At 71.9% G+C, this 21422-nt stretch carries 17 protein-coding genes, 2 pseudogenes and 1 riboswitch; of the genes and pseudogenes, 10 read left to right on the top strand and 9 right to left on the bottom strand.

The genetic code is table 11. The features are described 5' to 3' along the window. Window positions 1-30: 30 nt before the first annotated feature. The 3 genes from OIE75_RS27800 to OIE75_RS27790 form a co-directional block, all read right to left on the bottom strand. The gene (locus OIE75_RS27800; RefSeq protein ID WP_307015498.1) at window positions 31-1278 is read right to left on the bottom strand and encodes an alkaline phosphatase family protein; all 1248 of its coding nucleotides are present in this window, start codon (window positions 1276-1278) and stop codon (window positions 31-33) included. Further along, on the bottom strand, window positions 1278-1874 hold the full coding sequence (locus tag OIE75_RS27795; protein WP_307015497.1) for a DUF5998 family protein: 597 nt from the start codon (window positions 1872-1874) through the stop codon (window positions 1278-1280). Before OIE75_RS27795 ends, OIE75_RS27800 begins: the two co-directional genes overlap by 1 nt. Before the next feature lie 61 nt (window positions 1875-1935). Then, entirely contained in the window at window positions 1936-4836 is a 2901-nt protein-coding gene (locus tag OIE75_RS27790; RefSeq protein WP_329472434.1) for a bifunctional acetate--CoA ligase family protein/GNAT family N-acetyltransferase, read from the bottom strand. Window positions 4837-5045: 209 nt separating this feature from the next. On the opposite strand from OIE75_RS27790, the gene OIE75_RS27785 reads away from it, so the two are divergent. From OIE75_RS27785 to OIE75_RS27765, 5 genes and pseudogenes are all read left to right on the top strand, one after another. Then, window positions 5046-5327 (top strand): HPr family phosphocarrier protein, encoded by a 282-nt coding sequence (locus OIE75_RS27785; protein ID WP_122618470.1) that lies wholly within the window; start codon window positions 5046-5048, stop codon window positions 5325-5327. An 87-nt stretch (window positions 5328-5414) separates the two neighbouring features. Then, window positions 5415-5756: pseudogene (locus OIE75_RS27780) on the top strand (aminotransferase class I/II-fold pyridoxal phosphate-dependent enzyme); the annotation flags it as partial. Between the two features lie 61 nt (window positions 5757-5817). Continuing rightward, on the top strand, window positions 5818-6147 hold the full coding sequence (locus tag OIE75_RS27775) for a hypothetical protein (protein WP_329472433.1): 330 nt from the start codon (window positions 5818-5820) through the stop codon (window positions 6145-6147). 582 nt (window positions 6148-6729) lie between these two features. Continuing rightward, a complete protein-coding gene (locus tag OIE75_RS27770; RefSeq protein WP_329472432.1) occupies window positions 6730-8127 on the top strand; it encodes an MFS transporter in 1398 nt (465 codons plus the stop codon). Beyond that, the gene (locus tag OIE75_RS27765) at window positions 8124-9317 is read left to right on the top strand and encodes an FAD-dependent monooxygenase (RefSeq protein WP_329472431.1); all 1194 of its coding nucleotides are present in this window, start codon (window positions 8124-8126) and stop codon (window positions 9315-9317) included. Before OIE75_RS27770 ends, OIE75_RS27765 begins: the two co-directional genes overlap by 4 nt. A 187-nt stretch (window positions 9318-9504) precedes the next feature. On the opposite strand, the gene OIE75_RS27760 is transcribed toward OIE75_RS27765, so the two are convergent. The 4 genes from OIE75_RS27760 to OIE75_RS27745 all read right to left on the bottom strand — a co-directional run bounded on the left by OIE75_RS27760 (window position 9505) and on the right by OIE75_RS27745 (window position 14269). Next, a complete protein-coding gene (locus OIE75_RS27760) occupies window positions 9505-10200 on the bottom strand; it encodes a GntR family transcriptional regulator (protein WP_329472430.1) in 696 nt (231 codons plus the stop codon). A gap of 200 nt (window positions 10201-10400) precedes the next feature. Then, entirely contained in the window at window positions 10401-11165 is a 765-nt protein-coding gene (locus OIE75_RS27755) for a M23 family metallopeptidase (RefSeq protein ID WP_307015491.1), read from the bottom strand. 12 nt (window positions 11166-11177) lie between these two features. Beyond that, window positions 11178-11340, bottom strand: a riboswitch (cyclic di-AMP (ydaO/yuaA leader). Window positions 11341-11531: 191 nt separating this feature from the next. Beyond that, window positions 11532-12920: a M16 family metallopeptidase gene (locus OIE75_RS27750; protein ID WP_307015490.1), complete on the bottom strand. Its 1389-nt coding sequence runs from the start codon at window positions 12918-12920 to the stop codon at window positions 11532-11534. After that, on the bottom strand, window positions 12917-14269 hold the full coding sequence (locus OIE75_RS27745) for a M16 family metallopeptidase (RefSeq protein WP_307015489.1): 1353 nt from the start codon (window positions 14267-14269) through the stop codon (window positions 12917-12919). Before OIE75_RS27745 ends, OIE75_RS27750 begins: the two co-directional genes overlap by 4 nt. 312 nt (window positions 14270-14581) lie before the next feature. On the opposite strand from OIE75_RS27745, the gene OIE75_RS27740 reads away from it, so the two are divergent. Both OIE75_RS27740 and OIE75_RS27735 read left to right on the top strand, forming a co-directional pair. Further along, a complete protein-coding gene (locus tag OIE75_RS27740; RefSeq protein WP_329472429.1) occupies window positions 14582-17041 on the top strand; it encodes a DNA gyrase/topoisomerase IV subunit A in 2460 nt (819 codons plus the stop codon). Window positions 17042-17253: 212 nt separating this feature from the next. Continuing rightward, window positions 17254-17451, top strand: a pseudogene (locus OIE75_RS27735) (helix-turn-helix domain-containing protein); the annotation flags it as partial. Between the two features lie 223 nt (window positions 17452-17674). On the opposite strand, the gene OIE75_RS27730 reads toward OIE75_RS27735, so the two are convergent. Continuing rightward, window positions 17675-18766, bottom strand: a complete 1092-nt coding sequence (locus tag OIE75_RS27730) for a CobW family GTP-binding protein (RefSeq protein WP_329472428.1) — start codon at window positions 18764-18766, stop codon at window positions 17675-17677. 318 nt (window positions 18767-19084) lie between these two features. Here OIE75_RS27730 and OIE75_RS27725 point away from each other — a divergent pair, with 318 nt between their 5' ends. From OIE75_RS27725 to OIE75_RS27715, 3 genes are all read left to right on the top strand, one after another. After that, window positions 19085-19636, top strand: coding sequence for a DUF6082 family protein (locus OIE75_RS27725; protein ID WP_234958488.1), 552 nt, complete (start codon window positions 19085-19087; stop codon window positions 19634-19636). A 122-nt stretch (window positions 19637-19758) separates the two neighbouring features. Next, window positions 19759-19995, top strand: coding sequence for a hypothetical protein (locus OIE75_RS27720; RefSeq protein WP_307015486.1), 237 nt, complete (start codon window positions 19759-19761; stop codon window positions 19993-19995). Then, window positions 19988-20113, top strand: coding sequence for a hypothetical protein (locus OIE75_RS27715; protein WP_307015485.1), 126 nt, complete (start codon window positions 19988-19990; stop codon window positions 20111-20113). Before OIE75_RS27720 ends, OIE75_RS27715 begins: the two co-directional genes overlap by 8 nt. A gap of 44 nt (window positions 20114-20157) precedes the next feature. Here OIE75_RS27715 and OIE75_RS27710 read toward each other — a convergent pair whose 3' ends face one another. After that, on the bottom strand, window positions 20158-21351 hold the full coding sequence (locus OIE75_RS27710) for a citrate synthase/methylcitrate synthase (RefSeq protein ID WP_307015484.1): 1194 nt from the start codon (window positions 21349-21351) through the stop codon (window positions 20158-20160). Window positions 21352-21422 lie beyond the last annotated feature (71 nt).

Here is a 21422-nt window from a genome sequence, read left to right as displayed (position 1 = left end):
CGGCAACGGGGTCGGGTGTGCGGCAGGGCGTCAGGAGCGTACTTCGAGCAGGGGGACGAGCTGCTCGGCAGGGGTCATCGAACCGTGGTTGCCGACCATCGCCGACTCCTTCGGCTCGCGCTCGGAGGCGATGAGCAGGACGTCGTCCCGCGCGGCGGCGACCACGTCGCCGATGCGGTCGTACACCCGGTCGTCGATCCGGGGGCCGAACCAGCCCGCCTCGATCGCCTCGTCCCGGGACGCCACCCAGAACTGCTCGCCCAGCACCTCGCGCCAGCAGGTCAGCACGTCGTTGCGGGCACCCGGGACGGCGTACACGTGCCGGGCGCGGCCCTCGCCGCCGAGGAGGGCGACGCCTGCCTTCAGCTCCCAGTCCTCGTCGAAGTCGATGCGGTGCTCCTCGTCGAAGGGCACGTCGACCATGCCGTGGTCGGCGGTGACGTAGAGGGCGCTGCGCGGTGGCAGCTGCTCGGCGAGGCGCTGGACGAGCCGGTCGACGTGCCCGAGCTGGCCGCGCCAGGTGTCGGAGTCGACGCCGAAGCGGTGGCCGGCGCCGTCGACCTCGGAGTAGTACGTGTACACGAGGGCGCGGTCGGCTCCGGCCAACTGCGCGGCGGCGCTGTCCATCCGGTCCTCGCCGGACAGCCGGCCCACGAACGTGCCGCCGCTGAGCGCGACCTTGGTCAGCGGGGTGTTCACGAACGTCGGCGAGGACACCTGCGCCGCGTGCACGCCCGCCTGCTCGGCGAGTTGGAAGACGGTGGGGTACGGCTGCCAGACGGCCGGCGCGGTCCACGGCTGCCAGCGCAGCTGGTTCATCAGCGCGCCGGTGGCCGGGTCGCGCACGGTGTATCCGGGCAGGCCGTGGGCGCCCGGCGGCAGGCCGGTGCCGACCGAGGCGAGGGAGGTCGCCGTGGTCGCCGGGTAGCCGGCGGTGATCGGACGCCCGGTGCCGCCGCGCGAGGTGCCGAGGAGCGAGCACAGGAAGGGGGCTTCGTCCGGGTGGGCCATCAGCTGCTCCCAGCCGAGGCCGTCGATCAGGAACACGCAGTTCCGATCGGCCGGGGTCAGTTCGGTGATGCCCGCGGTCATGCCGGGGACACCGAGTCCGGCGGCCAGGGTGGGCAGCAGGTCGGCGAGGGAGCCCTTGCCGTACTCGGGTACGGGGGCGGAGTCGACGGGGAGCGGTTCCGGGTCGGTGTCCCAGGGGGCGGAATCGAGAGGGGTGGGCGCGAAGCGCCCTCGGTCATGGGCGGCGGAGGGAGGCGGGTGGGCCATCAGCGGCCGGTCTCCGCGGTCGCCTCGGAGAGGGCCTGCGCGAAGGTGAGCGCCTGGCGCACCGTCTCGGGGCCGTCCCCGGCCTCGCTGACCCGCAGGCTGAGGTCGTCGGCCGTCGAACTGCCCGTGTAGCCGTGGTCGGCCTCGCAGTTGGGGTCGCCGCAGGCGGCCGGCTCCAGGTCGAGTCTGGAGACGGCGCCCCAGCCGATGGTGAGCACGATCTCGCGGGGCAGGGTGCCCGGCTTGTACTTCTCCGGGTTGGCGACGACGCGGCTGACGACGATGGACGAGATCCGGCCGAGCTTGACGGACTCCGTGGACGTCGTGGCGTACGGCGTCGGGGAGGTGTCGTCGGCGGCCTGCTCGTCGGTGTGGCTGACGATGAAGCGGTTGCCGGTGAGCACGAGCACGGTCACGTGCCGGCGCACCTCGTTCTGGTCGAACGTCGTCTCCTGGTGGACCAGGTACGACCGCACGGGCTCGCCGCCCACGGCGGCCTCCACCGCCTCGGCCACGAGGGCCGGGTAGTAGCCGCTGCGCTCGATCGCCGCTCGCAGCCCCTGGGTCGTCGTACTGGTCTTGGCCATGCCCTCCATCCTAAGGGGGCCCACTGACTGTGCGGCACGCTCCCGCGGGACCCGGTCCGGCCGTGCGCGTTCAGTACGCGGGGAGGGTCCGGGGGCCGAGGTCGTCCCTGGCGGGAGGGGGCGCGAGCCGGACGGAGGCGCCGAGGACGCTCAGGCCGTGCGGGGCCACCACCACCGGTTCCAGGGTGACCGCGACGACCTCCGGGTGGTCGTCGACCAGCCGCGAGACCCGCAGCAGCAGCTCCTCCAGGGCCGGGGCGTCGACCGGCGCCGAGCCGCGCCAGCCGAAGAGGAGGGGGGCGGTGCGGACCGAGCGGATGAGCGAGGTGGCGTCGCGGTCGGTGACCGGAATCAGCCGGTGCGCCGTGTCGCCGAGCAGCTGTGTGGCGGCGCCGGCGAGTCCGAAGGAGAGCACCGCGCCGGCCGCCGGGTCGATGACGGCCCGTACGACGGTGTCGACGCCGCGCGGCGCCATCCCCTGCACCACCGGGCGCAGCTCCGCGGGCTTGCCGAACAGCTCGGTCAACTCGGCGTACGCCCGGCGCAGTTGCTCCTCGTCCGCGAGGTCCAGGCGTACGCCGCCCAGGTCGGCGCGGTGGCGCAGGTGGGGAGCGGTGGCCTTGAGGGCGACGGGGTAGCCGATGGTCCGCGCGGCGGACGCGGCCTCGTCGGGGTCGGGGGCGGGCAGCGCGCGGTGGACGTCGATGCCGTACCTGCCGAGCAGCTCGCAGGTCTCCGCCGCGCCGAGGGTGAGCCCCTGCCCGCGCGGGAGGTACCCGGCAATCTGCTCGGCGGCGCCCTTCTCGTCGATGTCGTCGTACTCCGGCACCTTCCCGGGGTCCCCGGCGTCGCGCCGCCACTGGGCGTAGGCGACGGCCTCGGCGAGGGCGCGGACCGCGCGTTCGGCGGCGGGGTAGGCGGGGATGAGCCGGGTGTCGTCGCCGGGGGCGGGAGCCTCCCGGGGTCCGGGAGGCTCCGGGGCCGTGGCCGCTCCGGGCTCGGCGGGCGTCGGCCGCCGGGGCTCAGCGGGTGGCGGCGCCTGCGGCGCGGTGCTGGCCGCGGCCGAGAGGGCCTCCGCCAGGCCGCCCAGTTCCACGTGGACCACCAGGACCGGCTTGGCGGGCACCGCTGCCGCCGCCGACCGCAGGGCCTCCGCCAGCGCGGCGTCCCCGGCCGGTCCCTCCCCCACCGTCGGGATGGCGGTCACCACCACCGCGTCGCAGGTGTCGTCGGCGAGCGCCCGGGAGAGCGCCGCGTGGAAGTCGTCCGGCGAGGCCGCCGTCGTCAGGTCCAGCGGAGGGTGCGGCCGCAGCCCCTCGGAGAGGCACGCGTCGTAGGTCAGGAGGCCCAGTGATTCGGAGTTCCCCAGGATGGCGACCTTGGGTCCGGCGGGCAGCGGCTGGCGGGCGAGGAGCAGTCCCGCGTCCACCAGGTCGGTGATCGTGTCGACCCGGATCACGCCGGCCTGGCGGAGCAGCGCGGAGACCGTGGCGTGCGGCAGCCGGGTCGCCCGTACGGCGTGACCCTGCGGGGCCACGCCGCCGTGTCGTGCGCCCTGCACCACGACCAGCGGCTTGACGGCCGCGGTCCGGCGCGCCAGGCGGGTGAACTTGCGCGGGTTGCCGATGGACTCCAGGTACATCAGCGCGACGTCTGTCTCCGGGTCGTCGTACCAGTACTGGAGGACGTCGTTGCCGGAGACGTCGGCCCGGTTGCCGGAGGAGACGAAGGTCGACACGCCCGTGACGCCGGTGACCCCCCCGCCGCGCCGGTGCAGCCGGGACAGGAGGGCGATGCCGATGGCGCCGGACTGGGCGAAGAGGCCGATCCGTCCGGGGCGCGGCATCTCGGGGGCGAGGGAGGCGTTGAGCCGGACCTCCGGTGAGGTGTTGATGATCCCGAAGGCGTTGGGACCGATGATCCGCATGCCGTAGCTGCGCGCCTGCCGTACGAGGGCCCGCTGGCGTTCGCGTCCTTCGGCGCCGCGGTCGGCGTATCCGGCGGAGACCACCACCAGTCCCTGCACCCCGTGCTCGCCGCACTCGTCGACGACCTCGGGGACCTGCTCGGCGGGCACGGTGACCACGGCGAGGTCGACGGGGCCGTCGACGGCGCGCACGGAACGGTGCGCCGGCACGCCGTCGAGATCCGTGAGGTCGTCGGCGAAGGACCTGTTCACGGCGTAGAGCCGGCCGGTGTAGCCCGCGTCGCGGATGTTGCCGAGGACGCTGCGGCCGACACCGCCCGGCGTCCGGCCGGTGCCGATGACGGCCACCGAACCCGGCTGGAGCAGGCGCTGGACGGAGCGGGCCTCCGCGCGGTGCTCGCGCGCGTACTGCACGGCGAGGGAGCGGTCGGTGGGTTCGAGATCGAACTCCAGGCGGACCACGCCGTCCTCGAAGCTGCGCTTCTGGGTGTACCCGGCGTCCATGAACACCTTGATCATCTTGGTGTTGGCGGGCAGCACCTCGGCGGCGAAGCGGCGGATCCCGCGCTCGCGGGCGACGGCGGCGATGTGCTCCAGGAGCGCGGAGGCGACCCCTCGGCCCTGGTGGGCGTCCTGGACGAGGAAGGCGACCTCGGCCTCCTCGGAGACGGAAGGGGTGGTCGCGAAGCGCTCTCCGGCAAGGGTGGACGTGGGCGACGGGTGGGAGGAAGCAGGTGCTCCGGTGGGGCCGATCCGGTCGTAGCGTACGGTGGCGATGAACTCGCCGCCGATGGTGGCCGCGAGTCCCACCCGGTCCACAAAGTCGTGGTGGGTGAAGCGGTGGACGTCCTTGGCGGACAGGCGAGGGTACGGCGCGAAGAAGCGGTAGTACTTCGACTCGTCGGAAACCTGCTCGTAGAAGCTGACCAGGCGCTCGGCGTCATCAACGGTGATGGGGCGGACGCGCGCGGTGCCGCCGTCGCGCAGCACCACGTCGGCTTCCCAGTGGGCGGGGTACTCGTGCCGGTCCGACGAGGTCTGCATGGGCCCCAGAGTACGGCTCGCGTACGACAACGGCGCGGGGCAGTCTGTGGGGTACACGAGGACGGCACGAGCTCGGACCGAGGCCGCGGTCCGACCGCCACACGGGACGGCACAGGGCCGTCCCGGCACGCTTCACGATGTGGGAAACTGGTCTAGACAACACTGGTCTAGACAACTCAACCCTCTGAACACCTGAAGGGCAGCATCACATGGCTGAGCGCCGCGTCAACGTCGGCTGGGCCGAGGGTCTCCACGCCCGCCCCGCCTCCATCTTCGTCCGAGCCGCCACGGCCACAGGCGTCCCGGTGACGATCGCCAAGGCCGACGGGTCCCCCGTCAACGCGGCCTCCATGCTGGCCGTCCTCGGCCTCGGCGCGCAGGGCGGCGAGGAGATCGTCCTCGCCTCCGACGCCGAGGGCGCGGACATCGCCCTGGACCGGCTGGCGAAGCTGGTCGCCGAGGGCCTCGAGGAGCTTCCCGAGACCGTCTGACGGACGGCAACCCCGCGACGACGGCCCGCACTGCCCGCTTGGGGCAGTGCGGGCCGTCGTCGTGGTCGGGCCGGCCGACTGCTCTTGATGGCGTTCGGGCCGGTGGGTTCTCGCCCGCCCGGGCCACGACGCCGTCGGGACGGTGGTGACACATCCGGCCGCTACTGTCGGCGGCGATACAGGTGGCGGGCGGGAGACCTGACCGGGCCGCGCGAGGTGGTGGACGCGGTGGCGCAGGCGCACCGAGCCTGGAACGGCGCGTCGAACACGGCGGTCCAGCACGCGGTCCTCGCCGCCCTCGGCCTGCCGGACGGCGTCGTCGACGCCATGCCCGACCGGTACCGGAGGCGTCGCGAGCCGGCGGTCGCACGGCTGTCCGGGGTGCTCGGCCTGCACCTGGGCCGGCCGGAGGGAGCGCTCTACGGGTTCCTCCGTCACGACACCGGCCTGGCCTCCGAGACGGCGGGGGCGCCCGCTGTTCGACGCCCTCGTGGACACGTGGGTGGACCTTCTCGCCGAGCACGGTCCGGCACTGGTGCGGCTCGGGTCCCGGCGCGGCTACCTGGAGCGGCTGCGCGACGGCGACGAGATCGTCGTCGCCCTGCGGGACGCCTGGCGCGAGCCCGTGCGCGGGCTGCTCGGCGACATCGGCCTGCCGGACGCGCCGCTCGAGCACGCCCTCTTCCTCAGCAACATGATCTTCGATCCGCGGGAGATCCGGGACCTGCTGCGGGAGACGGGTCCGTCCCGCCGCGAGGTCGTCGCCCGGCTGACCGAGGCGTACTGCGGGACGCCGCGCGGGTGGGTGCGGGCCGGCTGACCGGACTCGTCTCCCCTGCACCCCCTACCGCGGTATCACTCCCACCTTGGCTCCCGGGTATGACGCCCGGCGCATAGCCGTCCACCCACTCTGAACCCCGTCGCCCGGCACCACCGCACCCGCGTTGGAGCCCGGCTTCACGCGGCTCGTGAAGTGACAGCTCTCTCTCAAATAGGACAATTGCTCCTTTTTCTGTATCCGTATGGGAGGTCCAGCGGTGATCAGTTCGCCCCGCTCCACGCGCGGCTCGGCGCGGGGATCCCGGCGATCTCCCACGACCAACCGTGAACCCGCCGGATCCCGCGTGCCGAACGCCGAGCTGTGTCCGATCGAAGGCGGGGACCACGCCGGAGTGATCAGCGCCGCCGACTCAGTTGTGTCGCGCCGTACACACCACCGCTCGTCGCTCGCGGTACCCCCGACGGGCCGACGGCGTGGGAGAGCCCACGTCGGCGCCGACGGCTACGGCGCCCGCGCGTGGAGGGCGGCGCCGGGCGGTTCAGCGACAACGGCTGGTTCCGCGACCACTTCCTCGACCGCTCCTTCGACGGCCCTCACCCGGCCATGACGGAAAGGACGCCCATGACCACAACCCTGGCTCCCCCGGTCCCCATCAGGAAGGCCGCTGTCGGGGCCCTCGGCATACTGGCGCTGTCCACCGGTGCCCTGGAGTCGGTGGTGGCACCGACGATCCCGCTCCTGGAACGCGAACTGGACATGAGCCAGTCCGAGGGGGCGCTGCTCAGCATCATCCTCCTCATCACCGGTGCGCTCATCACCCCGCTGGCGGGCAAGCTCGGCGACCGCTACGGCGGGAAGAAGATCCTGATCCGGCTGATGGCGGTGGTCTCGGTCGGCGGCACGGTGTCGGCCCTGGCCCCGAACCTGCCCGTGCTGCTGGTCGGCCAGGTGTTGCAGGGCGCGATGATCGGCGCGCTGCCCCTGTCGTTCATCGTGGTCCGCGAACACCTCCCCGCCGGGGAGTCCAAGGTGGCCATCGGTGTGGTCAGCGGACTCTTCGTCGGCGGGTCGATGGTCGGCATGCTGTCGGCCGGTCCGGTGGCGGAACAGCTCTCCCGGCACTGGATGTTCGCGCTGCCGACGCTCGCGGTCATCGGCGCCACCCTGCTCGTGAACCGGCTGATGCCGACCGATCCGCCGGGCCGGTCGGACGGCTCCGGGATCGACTGGCCCGGCCTGCTGCTGCTGAGCGGGATGCTGGTCACCCTCATGCTCCTCCTCGCGCTGGCGCCCGAAGCCGGCTCGCAGCCGCTCGCGTTCGTCGCCCTCGTGCTGGTTCTGGCCGCGTTCGTCGCCGGATGGGTGAGGGTCGAACGGCGCGCGGCGGCGCCGATGATCGACCTGCGCATGCTGGCGCGGCCCGCGATATGGAAGGCGTGCGTGCTCACGTTCGTCATCTGCCTCGGTGCCACGATGGCGGTCTATCTGATTCCGCAACTGCTCGACGAGCGCGGCGACGGGTACGGATTCGGGGCCGGCGCCACCGAGATCGGCTTCTTCCTGCTGCCCGGCGCCGTCGCCGCCACCCTGGCCGGACCGCTCGGCGGGATCGGGGAACGGCGTTTCGGCTCGCGTGCCGTGGTCAACACCGGCGTCGTCATGATGACCGTCGGCCTGCTCGCCGTGGCGGCCGTGCACACCGAGGTGTGGCATCTCGTCGTCGGCAAGATGCTGATCGCGCTGGCCAACGGCCTCTGCGTCACGGCGATGATGACCAGCACCGCCACCGCCGTCGACCAGGGCGACACCGGCATCGCGACCAGTCTGATCCTGGTGAGCCGCGTGGTCGGCTCCGCCGTCGGCGGGCAGCTGGGCGGCGCTCTCCTCACCGCCGGAACCCCCTCCGGGACGAAGGTCGCGGCCGAATCGGCCTACGTCACCGGGTTCGTCATCGCCGGCGTCGTCGTGTCGCTGGCCCTGTTCGTCACCCGCACCATGAGCAAAGGAGTCAAGGCATGACCCGCACCGCACCGGGGCCCAAGGTCCTGATCTGTGGGGCCAGCATCGCCGGTCCCGCCCTGGCCTTCTGGCTCAACCGCCAGGGGTTCGAGGTCACCGTGGTGGAGAAGGCCGGCACGCTCCGCAGCGGCGGCTACCCCATCGACGTACGCGGCACCGCACTCGACGTCGTGGAGAGGATGGGGATCCTGCCGCGATTGCGGGACGCGCACATCGACCTGCGCCGGCTCACCTTCCGGGACGGGGACGGCGGCGAGGTGGCCTCGCTCCACCCGCACGCCGTCACCGGCGGTGTCGCGGGACGGGACCTGGAGATACGCCGCGGGGATCTGACGGACGCGCTGTACATGGCGGTCCGGGACGACGTGGAGTTCCTCTTCGACGACTCCGTCGACACCCTCGACCAGACCGGGCACGGGGTCGACGTCACCTTCCGCGGTGGCGGCAGCCGCACCTTCGACCTGGTGTTCGGCGCGGACGGCATGCACTCACGTACCCGGGAGATGCTCTTCGGTCCCGAGGAGCGGTTCCACCGGTACCTCGGCTACTGCTTCGCCGTGTTCACCATGCGCAACACCTTCGGCCTCTCCCACGAGACGGTCATGTGGAACACGCCGGGCCGGGCCGCCGCCCTCTACGCCGTGGGGGACGACGACGAAGTGCACGCCTTCCTGAACTTCGCCCGGCCGGAGCCGCCCGTCGACGCCTTCGGCAGCCCGGACGCCCAACGGGACCTGCTCGCCGAGGTCTTCGCCGACGCAGGCTGGGAGGTCCCGGGCATCCTTGCCGCCCTCCACGACGCGGACGACGTGTTCTTCGACGCGGTGGGCCAGATCCGCATGCCCCGCTGGTCCCGCGGCCGGATCGCGCTGCTGGGCGACGCCGCCTACGCGCCCTCGTTCCTCACCGGGCAGGGCACCAGCCTCGCCCTCGTCGGCGCCTACATGCTGGCCGGTTCCCTGGCCGACCGGGACCACGCCGCGGGCTTCGCCGCCTACGAGAGCGGCACCCGTGACTTCGTGACCCTGAACCAGAACCTGGTCGGCCAGGGCGGCGCCACCCTCTTCCCGACCACCGCGCGGGCCCTGGACCAGCGCAACGACCGGCTGCGCGGCCTCAGCGCCATGCCCGCACCGGAGCCCCGCCCGGCCCATTCGGCCCTCACGCTGCCCGCCTTCGGCGACCGCTGACTCCGCTCGGTTCTCGCGGCGCCGTTGCCCGAGCGGAAGGCACCCGGTCACCCCGAATACCCCGCCGGGGTGACCGGGTGCCTTTTTGTCGCACCGTTCCGCTGCCCGTATTTCCGCCCGACGGCAGAAATACGGGCAGGCTAAAAAAGCCCCTCGAATTTCCTGCTCTTTGTATACGGGACCCGTGTTAATGTCGCAGGCTCGCCGTGTTTACGGGACGTTGCGAGTTCCTCACACGCTCCGTTCTGCCTCCGCCGGAGGCGAATCGCAGGCGGTGCCCCGGCGCCGACCGCTCGGCGTGCAGCGCCATGAGCGCCCGCGCGCGGTCGCCGTCGCCCCGGGCCACCGCGTCGAGGATCGCGCCGTGCTCGGCCCAGTACTCCACCGGCCCGGCCGGCGCCTCCACGTCGTACATCCAGGCGATCTTGTGGCGCAGCTGGGTCAGCAGCGCCGTCAGGGAGGGGCTGCCGGCGGCCTGCGCGAGCGTCTCGTGGAACCAGCCGCCCAGGGAGCGCAGATCCTCGCCGCTGCCCTGCCTGGCGCGTTCCTGCCCCAGGCGGACCAGGCCGCGCAACACCTTGAGGTGGGCGTCGGTCCGGCGGCGGGCGGCCCGGGCGGCGCCGAGGGGCTCCAGGAGCGTACGGGTCTCCAGCAGATCGGCGGCCTCCTGCTCTGTCGGTTCCGCGACGCAAGCGCCCGCGTGCCGCCGGGTCACCACGAAGCCCTCGGCCTCCAGCGTGCGCAGGGCCTCGCGGACGGGGACGCGGGAGACGCCGTAGCGGCGGGCGAGGAGTTCCTCGGTGAGCCGGACCCCGCGCACGTGGACGCCGGCGACGATGTCGTCCCGGATCGCCGTGCACACCGAATGCGCCGGAATACGCATGACCGACCTCCGCCTTAATCCCCGTGAAACGTCGATGATTGACGTTTCCAGCGACTCTAGGCCAATCAAGAGGATATTCCGACGGCGGAGCGGATTTCATGGATGTTTTTTGGCCTACTACGGGCGGCCGCGCGCCGAGGAAAGCCGAAAGCCCCGGCTCGGACGGCCGGGGCTTTCGGGTGGTGTCGCGGGGTCCGCCGTCAGACGTTCACGCCGTGCGAGCGGAGGTAGGCGACGGGGTCCATGTCCGAGCCGTACTCGGGGCTCGTACGGGCCTCGAAGTGCAGGTGGGGCCCGGTGACGTTGCCGGTGGCGCCGGAGAGGCCGATCTGCTGGCCGGGGTCGACCGACTGGCCGACGGAGACGCCGATGGACGACAGGTGCCCGTACTGCGTGTAGGTGCCGTCGTGCATCTTGATCACGACCTGGTTGCCGTACGCCCCGCCCCAGCCGGCCTCGACGACGGTGCCGACGCCGACCGCGTGCACGGTCGTACCGCTGGAGGCGTGGAAGTCGATGCCGGTGTGGCTGCCGGAGGACCACAGGGAGCTGCCCGCCTGGTACGCGGTGGAGACGTAGGACGCGGTGATCGGCGGGACGAAGGTGTTGAGGCGCTTGCGCTCCGCCTCCCGCGCGGCGCGCTCCTTGGCCTCGCGTGCCTCCTTGGCCGCCTCGGCGGCCCGCTCGCGCGCGGCCTCCTGGGCCGCCTCACGGGCGGCGGCGTCCGCGGCGGCCTGCCGCTGTGCGAGGGCCTGGGCGTCGATCTCCTCGGCCAGGGAGTCGCCGATGGTGATGACCGGGGTGATTCCGCTCCGCTCCACCTCGGGCTCGGCGGCGAGCGCCGGAGCCGCGAGGGTGCCGACGACGCCGGTGGTGGCGAGGGCCGCGACACCCGCCGCGCGGGCGGTACTGCGATGCATCCTGCTGGGACGCCGGTGCTTCCCGGTGGCGCGCGTGAACGCCATGTAGAGGCTGGTCCTTTCCTTCCCTCTCGCCTACCGGGTTAGCTGACGGGTTCGGAGGTGGAAGGTCTCCTACGGACCCCCTCGCTGCGCGCGGGCGTCCGATTCACCCCAGGGACTACGGTGGGTCCCCGGCTCCCCTGGCTCGCGCCGTACGGGGACTCGGCGATGACTGTCCGGTGCCGCGGGTGCGGCGCACTGCCTGACGAACAGCCCGGACGACGCTAAACGCGGCTGTCTTCAATCCTCAAACGCAACAGCGTTTTTGTAGCGCATGCCACAGGGCAGACGGGCAGCCTCTCCCTCAATTCGGACAAACGGCGGCCCCGGTGACACTCCGGTCACCGGGGCCGCCCTCCGCGCGTACCGCTACTCGGCCGCCACCACCGTGACTTCACCGATACCGAGGGCCTCGACGGGCTCCTTGATCTGCGCGGCGTCACCGACGAGGACGGTCACCAGCCGGTCGACCGGGAAGGCGTTCACGACCGCCGCCGTGGCCTCCACGGTGCCCGTGGCGGCCAGTTGACGGTAGAGCGTCGCCTGGTAGTCGTCGGGCAGGTGCTGCTCGACCTGGTCGGCCAGGGTGCTCGCCACGGCCGCGGCCGTCTCGTACTTCAGCGGCGCCACACCCACCAGGTTCTGCACGGCCACGTCGCGCTCGGGGTCGGTGAGCCCTTCCGCGGCGAGCTTGCGCAGCACCGTCCACAGGTCCTCCAGGGCGGGACCGGTGTTCGGGGTGTCGACGGAGCCGCTGATGGCGAGCATGGCGGCGCCGGTGCCGTCCGGCGCGGACCGCAGCACCTGCCCGAACGCCCGGACGCCGTAGGTGTAGCCCTTCTCCTCGCGCAGGACGCGGTCCAGGCGGGAGGTGAGGGTGCCGCCGAGGCAGTAGGTGCCGAGCACCTGTGCGGGCCACACGCGGTCGTGCCGGTCGGACCCGGTGCGGCCGATCAGCAACTGCGTCTGAACGGCGCCGGGCCGGTCCACGATGACGACGCGGCCCCGGTCGTCGGCGGTCACCGGCGGCACGGGACGGGGTTCGGCGGCGGAGCCGGTCCACGCGCCCAGGGTCTCGCCCAGCAGCGCGTCCAGGTCCAGGCCGGTGAGGTCGCCGACGACCACGGCGGTGGCCGTGGCGGGGCGGACGTGCTTCTCGTAGAAGGCGCGTACGGAGCCGGAGTCGATGGCCTCGACCGTCTCCTCGGTGCCCTGGCGCGGGCGCGACATGCGGCTCCCGGCCGGGAACAGCTCCTTGGAGAGCTCCTTGGCCGCGCGGCGGGCCGGGTTGGCCAGCTCGTGCGGGATCTCGTCGAGGCGGTTGCGGACCAGCCGTTCGACCTCGCTGTCCGCGAAGGCGGGTGCCCTCAGGGCGTCGGCGACGAGGCCGAGCGCCTTGGCGAGGCGCGAGGCGGGCACCTCCAGGCTGAGCCGGACGCCGGGGTGGTCGGCGTGCGCGTCGAGGGTGGCACCGCAGCGCTCCAGCTCGGCGGCGAACTCCTCGGCGGAGTGCTTGTCGGTGCCCTCGGAGAAGGCGCGCGCCATGATCGTGGCGACACCGTCGAGGCCGGCCGGCTCGGCGTCCAGGGGCGCGTCGAGGAGCACCTCGACGGCGACGACCTGCTGGCCGGGGCGGTGGCAGCGCAGTACCGTCAGCCCGTTGTCCAGGCTGCCGCGGCCGGGAGCGGGGAACGCCCACGGCTTGGGCTCGCCGGCCTGCGGCTGGGCGTGGAAGTCCATGGTGGCGAGGTCGGTCACTTGGCCGCCTCCTCGTTCTCGTCGGTGGCGTCGTTCTCGGCGGTGGGGGCGGTCGGCTCGTAGACGAGCACCGCGCGGTTGTCGGGGCGCAGGCGGGCCTTGGCGACCTCCTGGACTTCCGCCGCCGTCACCTCGAGCACCCGCTGCACGGCGGTGAGGGCGAGCTGCGGGTCGCCGAACAGCACGGCGTACCGGCACAGTTCGTCGGCGCGGCCGGCGACCGTGCCCAGCCGGTCCAGCCACTCGCGCTCCAGCTGGGCCTGGGCACGCTCCATCTCCTCGGCGGTGGGGCCCTCCTCGGCGAACCGGGCCAGCTCCTCGTCGATGGCGGCCTCGATGACCGGCACCTCGACGTCACCGGACGTCTTCACGTCGAGCCACCCCAGGGAGGGCGCCCCGGCGAGCCGCAGCAGGCCGAACCCGGCGGCGACGGCCGTACGGTCGCGCCGCACCAGCCGGTTGTACAGGCGGGAGGACTCGCCGCCGCCCAGGACGGTGAGCGCCAGGTCGGCCGCGTCGCTCGCGCGCGTGCCGTCCTCCGGGAGGCGGTAGGCCGCCATCAGGGCGCGGGCCGGGACCTCCTCCTCGACGACCTCGCGCAGCTGGCCGCCCATGACGTCGGGCAGCGAGCCGTCCCGGGGGGCCTGCTTGCCGTCGTGCGAGGCGATGGAACCGAAGTACTTCTCGATCCAGGCCAGCGTCTGCTCGGGGTCGATGTCGCCGACGACCGACAGCACCGCGTTGTTCGGCGCGTAGTACGTGCGGAAGAACGCGCGGGCGTCCTCCAGGGTGGCCGCGTCCAGGTCGGCCATGGAACCGATCGGCGTGTGGTGGTAGGGGTGACCCTCCGGGTAGGCGAGGGCGGTCAGCTTCTCGAAGGCCGTGCCGTAGGGGACGTTGTCGTAGCGCTGGCGGCGCTCGTTCTTGACGACGTCCCGCTGGTTCTCCATCGACTCTTCGTCGAGGGCGGACAGCAGGGAGCCCATGCGGTCGGCCTCCAGCCAGAGGGCGAGCTCCAGCTGGTGGGCGGGCATGGTCTCGAAGTAGTTGGTCCGCTCGAAGCTGGTGGTGCCGTTGAGCGAGCCGCCGGCGCCCTGCACCAGCTCGAAGTGACCGTTGCCCTTGACCTGGGCGGAGCCCTGGAACATGAGGTGCTCGAAAAGGTGAGCCAGGCCGGTACGTCCCTTGACCTCGTGGCGGGAACCGACGTCGTACCAGAGGCACACCGCAGCGACCGGGGTCAGGTGGTCCTCGGAGAGCACCACGCGCAGGCCGTTGGCCAGGCGGTGCTCGGTCGCTGTCAGGCCGCCGGAGTCTGCCTGGGCTGTGGCCGTGTGACCCATGGGCATGTACGTCCCTTCGATCGCGGAATCCTTGGTGGAATCACTGGGTGGATCATTGGGCGGAACTGCGGAATTCCGCCGATCCTGCCACTGTATGCAAGCGTGCGGGCCGCCGGTGGAGTTCCCGGGCCTCCTACGCCGAGAGCGAGAACGGGGTTGGCGGCCCGCCGGGAACGAGGGCGCGGGAGGAGGGCGTACCCTGCGGGCAGCGCCGGGCCGGGCAGCCCGTGACGGGTCCTGGTCGGTGGCTGTCAGTGCCGCAGTCCACAATGGACGGCGTCAGATCACCGTTCACGCTTCAGCAAGGAGCCGGCAGCGATGGCCCGCCGTAGCACGAAGACCCCGCCGCCCGACGACTCGTACGAGGAGAAGATCCTCGACATCGACGTCGTCGACGAGATGCAGGGCTCCTTCCTCGAGTACGCGTACTCGGTCATCTACTCCCGTGCACTGCCGGACGCCCGCGACGGCCTCAAGCCGGTGCACCGCCGGATCGTGTACCAGATGAGCGAGATGGGCCTCAGGCCGGAGCGCGGCTACGTGAAGTGCGCCCGCGTCGTCGGCGAGGTCATGGGCAAGCTGCACCCGCACGGTGACTCGTCCATCTACGACGCGCTGGTGCGCATGGCCCAGCCCTTCTCGATGCGCGTGCCCCTGGTGGACGGCCACGGCAACTTCGGCTCCCTCGGCAACGACGACCCGCCGGCCGCCATGCGGTACACCGAGTGCCGGATGGCCGAGGCCACCAGCCTGATGACGGACTCCATCGACGAGGACACCGTCGACTTCGGGCCCAACTACGACGGCCAGGAGCGGGAGCCGGTGGCCCTGCCCGCCGCCTTCCCGAACCTGCTGGTCAACGGCGCCTCCGGCATCGCGGTCGGCATGGCGACGAACATGCCGCCGCACAATCTGCGCGAGGTCATCGCCGCCGCCCGGCACCTGATCCGGCACCCGAACGCCGATCTCGACGCCCTGATGAAGCACGTGCCGGGCCCCGACCTGCCCACCGGCGGCCGGATCGTGGGCCTGCCCGGCATCCGGGACGCGTACGAGACCGGCCGCGGCACCTTCAAGATCCGCGCGACGGTGTCCGTGGAGACCGTGACGGCCCGGCGCAAGGGCCTCGTCGTCACCGAGTTGCCCTTCGCGGTCGGCCCCGAGAAGGTCATCGCGAAGATCAAGGACCTGGTGGGCTCGAAGAAGCTCCAGGGCATCGCGGACGTCAAGGACCTCACCGACCGCGAGCACGGACTGCGCCTGGTCATCGAGATCAAGAACGGCTTCGTGCCCGAGGCCGTCCTGGAGCAGCTGTACAAGCTGACGCCGATGGAGGAGTCCTTCGGTATCAACAACGTCGCCCTGGTGGACGGCCAGCCCCTCACCCTGGGCCTCAAAGAGCTGCTGGAGGTCTATCTCGACCACCGCTTCAACGTCGTACGGCGCCGCAGCGAGTTCCGCCGGGGCAAGAAGCGCGACCGCCTGCACCTGGTGGAGGGCCTGCTCACCGCGCTGGTCGACATCGACGAGGTCATCCGCCTCATCCGCTCCAGCGAGAACTCCGCGCAGGCCAAGCAGCGCCTGATGGAGCAGTTCTCGCTGAGCGACGTGCAGACGCAGTACATCCTGGACACGCCGCTGCGCCGGCTCACCAAGTACGACCGCATCGAGCTGGAGTCCGAGAAGGAGCGGCTGAACGCGGAGATCGAGGAGCTGACCCGGATCCTCGACTCGGACGCGGAGCTGCGCAAGCTGGTCTCCACCGAACTGGCGGCGGTCGCCAAGAAGTTCGGCACCGACCGTCGTACGACGCTGCTGGAGTCGGGCGGCGTCCCGGTCGCCGCCGTGCCGCTCCAGGTGGCGGACGCCCCGTGCCGGGTGCTGCTCTCCTCGACGGGCCTGCTGGCCCGCACCGCGAACGCCGACCCCCTGGTCACTCAGGCCGGTGCCAAGCGCGTCAAGCACGACCTGATCGTCTCGGCGGTGGCGGCCACCGCGCGCGGCGAGGTCGGCGTGGTGACGTCCGCCGGGCGCCTGCTGCGGGTGAACGTCGTGGACCTGCCCCAGCTCCCCGAGTCCATGCCCGCACCGAACCTGGCGGGCGGCGCGCCGCTGGCCGAGTTCGTGTCCCTGGAGGACGACGAGACCGTCGTCTGCCTGACCACCCTGGACGAGTCCTCGCCGGGCCTGGCGCTCGGCACGGAGCAGGGTGTGGTCAAGCGGGTGGTGCCCGACTACCCGTCCAACAAGGACGAGTTGGAGGTCATTTCCCTCAAGGAGGGCGACCGCATCGTCGGCGGCGTCGAGTTGCGCACCGGTGACGAGGACCTGGTCTTCATCACGGACGACGCGCAGCTCCTGCGCTACCAGGCCTCACAGGTGCGCGCCCAGGGCCGTCCGGCGGGCGGTGTGGCGGGCATCAAGCTCACCGACGGGGCCAAGGTCATCTCCTTCACGGCGGTGGACCCGGCCGTGGACGGGGTGGTCTTCACGGTGGCCGGTTCACGCGGCACCCTGGACGACTCCGTGCAGACCACGGCCAAGCTCACGCCGTTCGACCAGTACCCCCGCAAGGGGCGGGCCACGGGTGGCGTGCGCTGCCAGCGGTTCCTGAAGGGCGAGGACTGCCTGGCCTTCGCCTGGGCGGGCCCGACCCCGGCGCTGGCCGCCCAGAAGAACGGCACACCGGCCCAGCTCCCGGACATCGACCCGCGCCGCGACGGCTCCGGCGTGTCGCTGCCGAAGACGGTGTCGGTGGTGGCGGGCCCCGCCCAGTGACCTGGTTTTGAGGTCGTGGGTCGCCACGTGAGGCGTCCCATGCTTCAGATCTCCGACAGCACGACCGGTTCCAGCCGGGTATCGCCCATGCCCACAGCACAGCGCGAACGTGTGACCTGCCGCAGGCGAAAACCGCTGCCGAGCGGCTGACGCTGGAGAACTGGGCCAAGCGCCGCTCGACCGCGCAGGGGCTGGCCGTTCGCGCACGCATCGTGCTGGCGTGCGCGAACGGCTGGAACAACACCGCCGTCGCCGCGCGACTCGGTGGCGGCAGAGACACCGTGCGCCGCTGGCGCACACGGTTCCTGGCCCAGCGCCTCGACGGACTCGCGGATGAGCCCAGGCCCGGGGTGCCGCGGACCGTTACCGATGCCCAGGTGGAAGAGGTCGTGGTCCGCACCCTGGAGCAGACGCCGCCCGCAGGGACGCAGGTCGAACGGTGGTTCGCCGAGCTGGAACGGCGCTGTCTCGCACGCGGCGTGTTCTGCTCCCTGGACGACCTCCAAAAACCGCCCTCGAAGAGTGGCTCAAGGTCTGGAACGACGATGCCCGGTCCTTCAAATGGACCAAGACCGCCGACCAGATCCTCGACCGCATCTGTCGCTACTGCTCACGCATCTCCGAACCAGGTCCCTAGGCGGTGGGTGGCGGCTCCTCACCGTCCGGGGCTTCGCCGTCCGGGGCTTCGCCGTCCGGGGACGGTACGTAGCGCAGGACGCCCCACATGCCGTGCTCGTCGGCGTGCGGGGTGTCGCCGCGGCAGGCGTCGAGTTCCTTGTCGAGGGCGGGCGCGTCGATGCCCGAGCCGATGAGGACGAGTTGGGTGCGGCGGGCGGCGCCGGGCGGCCAGGGCTCCGGGTAGAAGCGCAGGAAGCGTCCCACGGCGTGCACGGCGTATCGGTTGCGCGGGTCGTACGGGCCGAAGTCGACGTACCCCTTGATCCGGTACAGGCCCTCGGGCCGGCTGTCGAGGAACCGCATGAGCCGGCGCGGGTCGAGCGGCTCGGCGGAGACGAACGAGAGGGTGTCGTACGCCGCGTGCAGGTGCTCGGTGTGTGCGCCGTCCGCGTCGCGGTCGTGCAGGTCGTCGAAGGACAGCTGCCCCACACGCTCCTCGCTCGGCCGGCACTCGTAGAGGAACGCGGGGTCGATACGGCCGTAGGTCGCGGGCACGACGGCGGCGCCGTCGCTGAGCGAGCGGACGAGGGCGAGCACGCGCTCGGCGTCCTCGGCCCGGTCGGTCTTGTTGACCACGACCAGGTCGGCGAGGGCCAGGTGCCGGTCGATCTCGGGGTGCCGGGCGCGCGTGTCGTCGAACTCGGCGGCGTCGACGACCTCGACGAGTCCGCCGTAGACGACCTCCGGCTGTTCGCCGGCGAGCACCATGCGCACGAGTTCCTGCGGCTCGGCCAGGCCGCTCGCCTCGATGACGATGACGTCGATGCCGGCCTCGGGCCGGGCGAGCCGCGCCAGGTACCCGTCGAGTTCGCCTGCGTCGACGGCACAGCACAGGCAGCCGTTGCCGAGCGACACGGTGGAGTCGCCGAGGGCGCCGGCGACGGCCATCGCGTCGATCTCGATCGAGCCGAAGTCGTTGACGACGGCGCCGATCCGGTTGCCTCCGCTGCGGTGGAGGAGGTGGTTGAGCAGTGTGGTCTTCCCGGAACCGAGGAACCCGGCGAGTACGACGACCGGGATCTGCTGCCGTGTCGGGCGCTGCCCCACCGTGCGACCTCTCTCTCACCTACGCGTACGCCGTTGCGCGGCAAGTCGTGCACCGCGCGCGGAATGGCCTGCTCAGGATACGAGTCGCCGCGGCCGACGCGGAGTGAACGATTGTTAGCAGCACTCTCGGGGCATGCGTCTGGCAAGGCGCCGGAGTGTGCGACCCTCGCTTCCCTCCGTGCGCCTCCTCTCCGCCTCCCCGCCGATCAGCGCCGCTCGGCACTCTGGAGGTGGCACGCGCCGCCCATCGCTCGCCGGTCCCCGTCAGCCGACCCGCACTCGACGACCGGCGGGCGGTCGCCTGATTCGGGGGTTGACATGGCCACACGCAAGAAGATCACGGGGAGGTTCGGCTCCGCGGCGACCGGGCTGCTGCTCGCCACGGCGGGACTGTCGCTGGCCGCGCGGCAGTGGCGGCTGGAGACGGTGCGCTTGCAGGAGCGAATACTGGAGCTGGAGGAGCTGACCAGTCGGCGGCAGTCGCTGGCGCATCAGCAGCGTATGCACTGGGAGTTGCTCACCAGGGCGATCGACGACCCGTCCCTCGCCGAGGTGATCGACACCTACGACAAGGGCATCCCGGCCGAACGGCGCCGCCAGTTCTTCTACGCGAACGCCTGGTACGTGAACCTCTACCACGTGCACCAGGCAGGACTCCTGGATCAGGAAGGGCTCCAGGGGCGCCTGCGGGAGTTCTTCCAGAGTCCGATCTTCCGTGAGTACTGGGAGGCGTCGAGGAACATGCGCGCCTCCCTCGACGAGCGCTCCGAGGAAGCCCGACTGGGGCGGGTGGTCGACGCTCTCGTCAGGGACCTGGACGAGGCCGACACGGAAGAGTGGTGGGTCGTGGGCACGCCTCCGAACGACTGAGGCCACCCAACGGAGTTAGCGACGGAGTGTCTCTCGGCGTACGGGCCGACGTGGTCCGCGATCACCCAGTACGGTGTGGCCTCGTCACTCCGCCAGCCCCTGTCTCTAAGGACCGGTACCCCTTGAAAATCGTGCGCCGCATCGGTGTGCCTCCCAGCGCTCGTGGCAGTACCACGGGATCCACCTGCCCGGACGTCTTCGAACTGAGCGACGGCAACTTCGCCGTCATCGGCACCGAGGCCACCGAGACGCTGGAGCGTGAACTGCCCGCCGACGCCGCCCGCGCCGACTACGAACGCATCGTCGTCGTGAGCCGGGAGACCCTCATCCGGGCCAAGGCGGACATCCCCGATGTCTGAGATAGCCAACCTGGTGGGCGCCATCGGCGGATTCCTGGGCGGCCTCGCGGCGATGGTCATGGCTGTTCGCTCGTTGCGCAAGCGCCGCGACGACACCTCCGAGGACCCTCCCGCATAGGCCCGCCGGCCGAGCCCGGCACCTGATCGTGCCGGGCTACGTGCTCACGCGGACGCCGGCACCACGGCCGGCGCCCCCGGCCCCACATACCGCGCCGCCGGACGGATGATCTTCGAGTCCCGCGCCTGTTCCAGGATGTTCGCGCTCCAGCCCACCACCCGCGCCGCCGCGAACGTCGGGGTGAACATCTCGCGCGGCAGACCGCACAGTTCCATGACCACGCCCGCGTAGAACTCGACGTTGGTGTGCAACTCCCGTCCCGGTTTCAGCTCCGCGAGGATCGCCTCGACCCGGCGCTCCACCTCGACGGCGAACTCCACGCGCGGACCGCCGAACCCCTGCGCCACCTCACGGAGCATCCTGGAGCGCGGGTCCTCGGTGCGGTAGACGGCGTGGCCGAAGCCCATGATGCGGTCACCGGCGAGCACCCGCTCGCGGATCCAGCCGTCGATGCGTTCCGGTGTGCCGATGGCGTCCAGGGTGTCCAGCGCCCGGCTGGGCGCACCGCCGTGCAAGGGCCCGGACAGCGCCGCCACGGCTCCGGTGAGGCCCGCCGCGACGTCCGCGCCCGTCGAGGCGATGACCCGCGCGGTGAACGTTGACGCGTTGAAGCCGTGGTCAATGGTGGAGATCAAGTACTGCTCGATCGCCCGTGTGCGCCGGGCGTCCGGCTCCTCGCCCGTCAACATGAAGAGGTAGTTCGCCGCGTAGGACAGGTCCTCGCGCGGCTCGACCGGGTCGAGTCCGCGTGCCAGCCGGTGCAGGGCGGTCAGCAGCGTCGGGACGGCGGCCGCGGCCACCAGGGTGTCCTGGCGGCGCTGCTCTGCCGACAGGTCGTACACGGGTCTGAAGCCCCGGGCCGCGCCCAGCAGCGACAGGGCCGTGCGCATGCCGGCGAGTGGGCCGGAGTGCCCGCCGGCCGCAGCGATGGCAGGAAGCGCCGCGCGCACCGCGTCGGGGAGGCTCCGCATCGCCGCGGTCTCGGCGGCGAAGGCCGCGCCGCGCCGCGCGTCCGGGAGCTCCCCGTGCACCAGGAGATGCCAGACGTCCTCGAAGCCGCGGCTGCGCGCGAGTTCGACGGCCGAGTACTGGCGGTAGTGGTAGAAGCCCTCGAGCCCCCGCACGTCGCCGACCTCGGTCTCGGCCACCACGACACCGGCGAGCCCGCGCGGTACCTCGACGGACGCCGCTGGGGACGCCACTGGGGACGGACCGGCCGCGGTTCTGTTGACAGACATGATTGCCTCCTCGAACTTGAGTCAACTGTCTATACTTGACCGAGCCACTGTCAATATTGATTGCATCAATA

Source organism: Streptomyces sp. NBC_01723 (genome assembly GCF_036246005.1).
Classification (GTDB): domain Bacteria; phylum Actinomycetota; class Actinomycetes; order Streptomycetales; family Streptomycetaceae; genus Streptomyces.
Note: the sequence above shows the minus strand (reverse complement) of the source record. Positions and strands in the feature narration are given on the sequence as shown.